This is a genomic window from Stenotrophomonas sp. S41 (genome assembly GCF_016624625.1).
Lineage (GTDB): Bacteria > Pseudomonadota > Gammaproteobacteria > Xanthomonadales > Xanthomonadaceae > Stenotrophomonas.
This window is the reverse complement of the sequence record NZ_JACVTV010000161.1, coordinates 1-7,122: the sequence shown is the minus strand read 5'-3', so window position 1 is coordinate 7,122 and position 7,122 is coordinate 1. Positions and strand designations below refer to the sequence as shown.

The following is a 7,122-nucleotide window of genomic DNA, read 5'->3' as shown; positions in this document are numbered from 1 at the left end:
GACGCCCCATCACGCCGGGCATGGCCCGGCGCTACCCGGCGGTCGTTACCCGTATCGCCAACAACTCGCCGCCGCCCTGCAACGCATGCCGTTGCCTTTCACCGGCACCCAACCATGCGGCATCTCCGGCCTGCATCGGCGGCAACCCACTGTCCGCACCGAATTCCGCATGCCCGGCCAGCAGGTACAGCGCCCAGGCCACGCCCGGTTCGCAGAAGAAGAACATCGACCCAACCAACGGCCGGTGCAGCAGCTCGGCCTGCAACAGCCCACGCTTCCACATCAGATTGAAATCGTGGGTGGTGCCATCGACTAGCTCGCCGTCCAGCGCTTCTTCGCCGGCAAAGCGCACGCGACCGTGCGGCGGCAGCACCTCGGCCACGCGGCCATCGGCGAAACGCAGGCGCACGCCATTGCCCTGAAGCAGCACCAGCTCGCGCTCCACGCCGGGGAACGCGGAAAACGCGGCGTCCTGTTCGATTTCGGCCACCGACAGGCGCAACGCCCAGTCATCGCCCTGCGCGGGCAGGCGCAGGATCTCGCGGGTCCAGCCCAGGCCATTGCGCCAGCGTTCGCGGCGGTAGCCCAGGCTGGAAATCACCTGGCTCGGGGTGCGCAGCAGAGCATCTATGTCCATGCGCGCATTGCATCATGCCGCGCGCGATCGCGCATCACCGCGCAGCCACGCCTGCCTCGCCGCACTGCGGTGCCAGCAGCTGCGAGTGCTGCAGCCATTGCGGATCAGGGTAATAGGCGAACACCAGGGTGCCGCCGCGCAGCGAATCGATCAGCGGCCGCGATACCGACAGGCGCACCGCCGGGCAGCCCAGGCTGCGGCCGAGCCGGCCCTGCAGGCGGGCCATGGTCGGGTTCACGTAGGGCGCGCCGTGGATGACGATGGCGCGGTCGCGCGCCTTGTCGTTGAAGCCCGGCTCCAACCCGTCCAGGCGCAGCGAATAGCCGTTGCCGCCCATGTAGGTTTCCTGCGCGGTGAACGCACCGATGCTGGACATGAAGCTGCCATCGCGGTTGGAGAAGTGCTCGGTGCGGTTGCCGCCACTGTTGCGGCCGTGCGCCACCCATTCCTCGAACAGCAGCCGCTGCCGTGCCAGGTCGAACACCCACAGGCGCTGCTCGGTGGATGGCCGCGAATAATCGATCACGCCCAGCCGCTCGGCCTTGATGCCCAGTTCCGGCCGCTGCAGCGCGCAGCGCAACGCCGTGGCCGCCAGCTTCAAAACGTGGCGGTCGGCGTTGGGCGCCGTGCGCGCCAGCAGCGCGGTCAGGTCGTCGGTGCTGGCGGTGGCCGGCGGTGCCGCCGCCATCGCGCCACCCGCGGCAAGGAGCGCAAGCAGGCCGCAGGCGGCCTGCCAGCGCGTGCGTGAAGCAATCATGGGCACACGGTATTCACTCAGGACTTCTTCAAGGTGGGCGTGGCCGGCTCGGATTCCAAGACCGGCTGCAACCCCGATTCAGCCGCGCTTGGGCGCACGGCCGGCAGCGAGGTGACCAGCAGGGTCGTGCCCGGCACCAGCACCTGGTACAGCTGGCGGGCGAAATCAGTCGGCAGCGCCATCGGCAGCGACGGCGTGGCCAGCAGGTCCGGGGTGGCCTGCGCACGGTCCTGGCCCAGCAGCGGGTAGGCGGTCCACTGGTGCAGGCGCTGCTGGGTGTCCAGCGGGCTCGGCGTTTCGCTGAAGCCCTGCCCCATCACGAACAGGGTGGTGCCCTGGAACGCCGGCAGTGCATCGGCGCGCAGCGGCGATTCGCCGATCATCACGCCATCGCGCAGCACGTACAGGCGCTGGTCGTGCAGGCTGACCAGGATGCCGACCTGGCCGCTGGGTGCGGCCGCGTCGTCCCACCAGGCCTTGGCCGGGCTGGCGCCTTCGGTTTCCGGCAGGGCCTGGCCGCGCGCGTTCACCGGTGCCAGCACCGCCGGGTAGGCCAGGGTCATCGGCGCGCTCTTGGCATCAGCCACCACCACCGTGTCGCCGCGCTGGGTTTCGCTGAACAGCTTCTGCGCGAACGCCTGCGGCAGGCGTACGCAGCCGTGCGAGGCCGGGTGCCCGGGCAGGCTGCCGCCGTGCAGGGCGATGCCGTCCCAGGTCAGCCGCTGCATGTAGGGCATCGGCGCGCTGTTGTAGAGGTTGGATTTGTGGTCCTTGTCCTTCTGCAGGATCGTGAACACGCCGGTCGGCGTTTCATGCCCGGTCTTGCCCGAGCTGATCGTGCTCAGGCCGATGGCGATGCCGTTGCGGTACACGTAGGCGCGCTGCTCATCCAGACTGACCACCAGCACGATCGGGCCGGCCGGCGACACTTCCGGGTGCCACAGGTATTCGCCGGGCTTGAGATCGGTCGGGCCGCGCACGTCGGCGGTGGCGGTGGCGCTCTTGGCAGCAGGCGTCGCGGCCTGCGCCATCAGCGGCAGGGCCAGGGCAAGTGCGAGCATCAGGGGCAGACGGGGCAGACGGGGCAGGCGCATCCAGCAGGTTCCAATCCGTGGGGAACCCCAAACCTACACCATTGGCGGTGAGGCGCTGCGCCACACTCTGCATATGCCAGAAAGAGAAATGCCCGGCGACACAGCCATGTGTCGTACCGGGCACTCGTTACGTCCTTGTCGGCCTGCTGCCACCCCCTCGCATCCTGCGCTGTGGGGGCGGCGTTGCATCCTGCACGCGGCCGCATTCGTCCTGTTTATATCTCAGCCCCTTCCACAGGTCTGTGATGCCACCATCCTGGTGATTGGTGCCGCATCCCTGCGACGGTCGGTGGGCACGGCCTTCCTGTCCGTGTCCGGTGAACCAGCCTCCTGCCGGTCCCGACGATCCTGCTGTCAACGCCTGGGTACGGAGCGCACCGGTACCGATCCGGGTACCGGATCCGCTGGCAACATCGTGTTGCCGACGGTGATCCGCTGTCGATTCCGTTCGACGATTGCTGTCCCTATCCCCTTCACCTGCGTCAGGTCCTCGACGCGATGAAATGGGCCATGTCTGCGCCGGTGCTCGACGATTGCCGCGGCCTTTACGGCCCCGACCATCGCCAGTCCCTGCTGAAGCGCCTGGGCATCGGCCCGGTTGATGTCGATCGGCTCGGCGGCTTGCGCCCCCACCACCCACATCAACAGCACCAACACCCTGAACACGACTGACCAAGGCACGACGTGTATCTCCTTGTGGTTCTGGCCGTCCCGACCGGCAATCCCGTCGGTCGAAACAGTGTCCGTCACCACATGTGCACAGCCTATCGGTTTCGACGATTTCTAAAAGCCAGCCAAATACCCGACGTGTTGTAGGAAAAACCCTACCCCCGGCACAGGCGTAGAATGGCGGGATCACATGCCCATGCAACCGGAGTTTCAGATGGACAGCGCCAAGCTCGGCCAATTCGTCAATGACAAGTGGGACAGCGAGATCGTCCCGCAGCTGGTCGACTACATCCGCATTCCCAACAAGTCGCCGATGTTCGACGCCAACTGGGTGCAGAACGGCTACATGGAACAGGCGGTCACCCTGATGGAGACCTGGGCCAAGGCCCAGCAGCTGCCCGGCCTGAAGGTCGAAGTGGTCCGCCTGGAAGGCCGCACCCCGCTGATTTTCCTGGAAATTCCGGCTACCGGCGCCGAGACCGGCGACGACACCATCCTGCTCTACGGGCACCTGGACAAGCAGCCGGAAATGACCGGCTGGGATGACGACCTGGGCCCGTGGACCCCGGTCCTGCGTGGCGACAAGCTGTATGGCCGCGGCGGCGCCGATGACGGTTACGCCATCTTCGGCTCGCTGGCCGCGGTGCTGGCCCTGCAGGCCCAGGGCCTGCCGCACGCCCGCTGCGTGGTCCTGATCGAAGCCTGCGAAGAGTCGGGCAGCTACGACCTGCCGGCCTACGTCGACCACCTGGCCGACCGCATCGGCAAGCCGTCGCTGGTGGTCTGCCTGGATTCGGGCTGCGCCAACTACGACCAGCTGTGGTGCACCACCTCGCTGCGCGGCCTGACCGGCGGCAACTTCACGGTCAAGGTGCTCAACGAAGGCGTGCATTCCGGCGATGCCTCCGGCGTCATCCCGTCCAGCTTCCGCCTGCTGCGCCAGATCCTGTCGCGCATCGAGGACCAGGACACCGGCCGCATCCTGATCGACGGCATGAACGTCGAGATCCCGGCCGAGCGCCAGGCCCAGGCCAAGCGTGCCGCCGAAGTGGTCGATACCGAGATCTTCGAGAAGTTCCCGATGGTCGACGGCCTGCGCCCGATGAACGACGACCTGGCCGAGCTGGTGCTCAACCGCACCTGGCGCCCGGCGCTGTCGGTCACCGGCGTGGGTGGCATGCCGCCGCTGGAATCGGCCGGCAACGTGCTGCGCCCGCAGACCTCGGTAAAGCTGTCGCTGCGCCTGCCGCCGACCGCCGACGGCAAGACCTGCGGCGAACTGCTGAAGGAAGCGCTGCTGCGCGATCCGCCGAACGGCGCGCAGGTCACCCTGGACCTGGAAAAGGCCTCCACCGGCTGGAACGCACCGGCCATGGCGCCGTGGCTGACCCAGGCCATCGACGACGCCAGCCAGGCCTTCTTCGGCAAGCCTGCGATGTACATGGGCGAAGGCGGCTCGATCCCGTTCATGGGCATGCTGGGTGAGAAGTTCCCGGGCGCCCAGTTCATGATCACCGGCGTGCTCGGCCCGCACTCCAACGCGCACGGTCCGAACGAGTTCCTGCACATCCCGATGGGCAAGAAGGTCACCGCCTGCGTGTCCAAGGTCATCAGCGAGCACTACGCCGCCAGCCTGCGCGGCGAGACCAGCGGTTCGCCGGTGGCTGCCGACAGCGGCACCCGCCACGGCGACCACGGCTGCTGCTGATCGCACACCCGTGACGGACGCAGCCTGGCCTTGCTAGGCTGCGTCCACCCCAAGCGGAACGCATGCACATGAATGGTCTGTTCGGCAGCAGCAGCTGGCTGTACATCCTGCTGGTCGGTTTCTTCGTCGGCCTGCTCGGGCGTTTCTTCATGCCCGGCAACAACCGCATGGGCTGCCTGCTGACCATCGTGCTCGGCATCGTCGGCGCCTTGGTGGCCGGCTGGTTCGGCCAGTACATGGGCTGGTATTCCCCCGGCGAGCCGGCAGGTTTCCTCGGCGCGGTGGTCGGCGCGGTGGCCGTGCTGGCGCTGATGCGGCTGTTCACCCCACGCCGCTGACACCCCTCTTCCCTCTTTCCCCCTGAGCTTGGCGCGCCCGTCGCGCCCGGAACTGCCTGCATGACCGAACCTGCTTCCGATCCCCAGCGCAGCGCGCAGCGCCTGCAGTGGGCCCGCACCCAGCTGGACGATGTCAACGCGGTGGTCGAGCGCGCCTCGGTCGATGCCGGCCTGCGCAGCTACTGGCGCACCACCAGCACGCGCGGCAGCCACATCGTGATGGATGCCCCGCCCGGCCTGGAAGACCCGCAGCCGTGGCTGCGCATGCGTGGCCTGCTGCACGACCACGGCCTGCGCGTGCCCGCCCTGCTGGCCCAGGATCTCGAAGCCGGCTTCCTGCTCCTTGAGGATCTCGGTGGCCCGACCCTGGCCAAGGTGCTGGACGAGCGCAATGCCGATGCCTGGTTCGGCCGTTCCATCGAGCAGCTGCTGCGCCTGCAGGCGATCCCGGTGCCGGAAGATTTCGGCCGCTTCGGCGAAGCCCTGCTGCAGCGTGACGCCGGCCTGTTCGACGAATGGTTCCTGCAGCGCCACCTGGGCATCACCCTGGACGGCGCCGAGGCCGAGAGCCTGCAGCAGGCGCAGCGCCTGCTGATGGACAACGCGCTGGGCCAGGTCCAGCTGATGACCCATCGCGACTACATGCCGCGCAACCTGATGCCGGTCGACGACGGTCCGGCCATCCTCGATTTCCAGGACCTGGTGCGTGGCCCGATCGCCTACGACGCAGTGAGCCTGTTCAAGGACGCGTTCCTGAGCTGGCCGCTGCCGCGCGTGGACGCCTGGCTGGCGCAGTACCACCAGCGCGCACGCGACGCCGGCCTGCCGGTGCCCGACCGCGCTACCTTCCTGCGCGATGCCGACTGGATGGGCATCCAGCGCCACCTGAAGTGCCTGGGCATCTTCAGCCGCCTGCGTTACCGCGACAACAAGGGCCACTACCTGGACGACGTGCCGCGCTTCATCGGCTACCTGGATGAAGTGCTGCCGCGCTACCCCGAACTGGCCGCGCTGCAGCAGCTGCTGGACGAACGCATCAAACCGGCGCTGGCCGAGCTGGCCGCACCGATGCGCGTGGTGCGCTGATGAAAGCGCTGATCTTCGCCGCCGGCCTTGGCGAGCGCATGCGCCCGCTGACCCTGCACACGCCCAAGCCGCTGCTGGCGGTGGCCGGCAAGCCGCTGATCGTGTGGCACCTGGAGCGGCTGGCCGCACTCGGCGTGCGCGAAGTGGTGGTCAACACCGCCTGGCTGGCCGAGCAGTTCCCGGCCACGCTGGGCGATGGCAGCCAGTGGGGCCTGCAGCTGCACTTCGTGCACGAAGGCGAGACTCCGCTGGAAACCGGCGGCGGCATCCTCAATGCACTGCCGCTGCTGGGCGATGCACCGTTCCTGGTGATCAACGGCGATATCTGGACCGACTTCGATTTAGCCACCCTGCCCGCCGAGCCGCAGGGCCAGGCGCACCTGGTGCTGGTGGACAACCCGGCGCAGCACCCCGAGGGCGATTACCGCCTGGATGCGCAGGGCCTGCTGCACCACGACCGCACCGGGCAGTGCCTGACCTATGCCGGCATCGGCGTGTACCGGCCATCGATCGTGGCGGACTGGCGCGCGGTGATCAGCGATGCGCCGGGCAGCGAGCGTGTTCCACCGAAGTTCTCGGTGGTGCCGCTGCAGAAGCACTTCATGGCGCAGGGGTTGATGACCGGGCAGCACCATCGCGGGCGCTGGACCGATGTCGGGACGGTGGACCGGCTGCGGGCGCTTGACGCGGAGTTGGCAGCGAACGGCTGAGCCCCTCGTGGCTGGATGCGTGATCGGTAGAGTCGAGCTTGCTCGACTGCAAAGCCGTGCCTGGCCGGGCGGGATGGGCTGCGCAGGGGACGCTGCAAGTCCCCCTCCGGGGCCCGGCCCAGC

General features: G+C 68.2%; 8 protein-coding genes. 4 read left to right on the top strand and 4 right to left on the bottom strand.

Going from position 1 to position 7,122, the window contains the following annotated elements:
* Window positions 1–31 precede the first annotated feature (31 nt).
* From IAE56_RS20150 to IAE56_RS20135, 4 genes are all read right to left on the bottom strand, one after another.
* Window positions 32–637: a HutD family protein gene (locus IAE56_RS20150; protein WP_200753740.1), complete on the bottom strand. Its 606-nt coding sequence runs from the start codon at window positions 635–637 to the stop codon at window positions 32–34.
* A 34-nt stretch (window positions 638–671) separates the two neighbouring features.
* Window positions 672–1,325 carry a murein L,D-transpeptidase catalytic domain family protein gene (locus IAE56_RS20145; protein WP_234456236.1) on the bottom strand — a complete coding sequence of 218 codons (654 nt, stop codon included), beginning with the start codon at window positions 1,323–1,325 and terminating at the stop codon, window positions 672–674.
* Window positions 1,326–1,411: 86 nt separating this feature from the next.
* Window positions 1,412–2,488 carry a L,D-transpeptidase gene (locus tag IAE56_RS20140; RefSeq protein WP_234456234.1) on the bottom strand — a complete coding sequence of 359 codons (1,077 nt, stop codon included), beginning with the start codon at window positions 2,486–2,488 and terminating at the stop codon, window positions 1,412–1,414.
* A 354-nt stretch (window positions 2,489–2,842) separates the two neighbouring features.
* On the bottom strand, window positions 2,843–3,241 hold the full coding sequence (locus IAE56_RS20135) for a helix-hairpin-helix domain-containing protein (protein WP_200753739.1): 399 nt from the start codon (window positions 3,239–3,241) through the stop codon (window positions 2,843–2,845).
* A 130-nt stretch (window positions 3,242–3,371) separates the two neighbouring features.
* On the opposite strand from IAE56_RS20135, the gene IAE56_RS20130 reads away from it, so the two are divergent.
* The 4 genes from IAE56_RS20130 to murU all read left to right on the top strand — a co-directional run bounded on the left by IAE56_RS20130 (window position 3,372) and on the right by murU (window position 6,999).
* Window positions 3,372–4,865 (top strand): M20 family metallopeptidase, encoded by a 1,494-nt coding sequence (locus IAE56_RS20130; RefSeq protein WP_200753738.1) that lies wholly within the window; start codon window positions 3,372–3,374, stop codon window positions 4,863–4,865.
* Between the two features lie 68 nt (window positions 4,866–4,933).
* On the top strand, window positions 4,934–5,203 hold the full coding sequence (locus tag IAE56_RS20125) for a GlsB/YeaQ/YmgE family stress response membrane protein (protein ID WP_079220926.1): 270 nt from the start codon (window positions 4,934–4,936) through the stop codon (window positions 5,201–5,203).
* Between the two features lie 60 nt (window positions 5,204–5,263).
* A complete protein-coding gene (locus IAE56_RS20120) occupies window positions 5,264–6,289 on the top strand; it encodes a phosphotransferase (RefSeq protein WP_200753737.1) in 1,026 nt (341 codons plus the stop codon).
* Window positions 6,289–6,999, top strand: coding sequence for an N-acetylmuramate alpha-1-phosphate uridylyltransferase MurU (gene murU / locus IAE56_RS20115; RefSeq protein ID WP_200753736.1), 711 nt, complete (start codon window positions 6,289–6,291; stop codon window positions 6,997–6,999). The genes IAE56_RS20120 and murU overlap by 1 nt, the downstream gene beginning before the upstream one ends.
* Window positions 7,000–7,122: the final 123 nt, after the last annotated feature.